Origin of the sequence: Vogesella mureinivorans (assembly GCF_007644035.1) — a bacterium.
Classification (GTDB): Bacteria; Pseudomonadota; Gammaproteobacteria; order Burkholderiales; family Chromobacteriaceae; genus Vogesella; species Vogesella mureinivorans.
The window spans coordinates 1-381 of sequence record NZ_VMTV02001032.1; the positions used below are offsets into that span (position 1 = coordinate 1).

At 73.8% G+C, this 381-nt stretch carries 2 protein-coding genes; both read left to right on the forward strand.

All coding sequences use genetic code 11. The features are described 5' to 3' along the window. A partial coding sequence (gene nadA, locus FLQ44_RS22605; protein WP_170253070.1) for a quinolinate synthase NadA occupies positions 1-189 on the forward strand: 189 nt, incomplete at its 5' end. Positions 190-194: 5 nt separating this feature from the next. Then, the coding region (locus tag FLQ44_RS22610) for an FAD-binding protein (protein ID WP_147696154.1) at positions 195-381 on the forward strand (187 nt) is incomplete at its 3' end.

The following is a 381-nucleotide window of genomic DNA, read 5'->3' on the forward strand; positions in this document are numbered from 1 at the left end:
AACTTCCCGGACATCGAGTTCACCCGGCCCTGCAACCTGTGCCCGCACATGAAGCGGATCACCCTGCCGAAGATCCTCGACGCCCTGCGCCTGCGCCAGCACGAGGTCCATGTCGACGCCGAGACCGCGCGCCGCGCCCGCCAGGCGGTGCAGCGCATGCTCGACATCGGCCGGCGCGAGGCGGCGTAAGCGCCATGCGCGCCGAAGTCCTGATCGTCGGCTCCGGCATTGCTGCGCTGAGTGCGGCGCTGGCCGCCGCGCCACGGCGCGTGCTCATCCTCACGCCCGGCCGGCTCGGCCTGGACGGCGCCAGCCACTGGGCGCAGGGCGGCATTGCCGCGGCGATCGGCGCGGGCGACAGCCCACACTCGCACGCGCAGG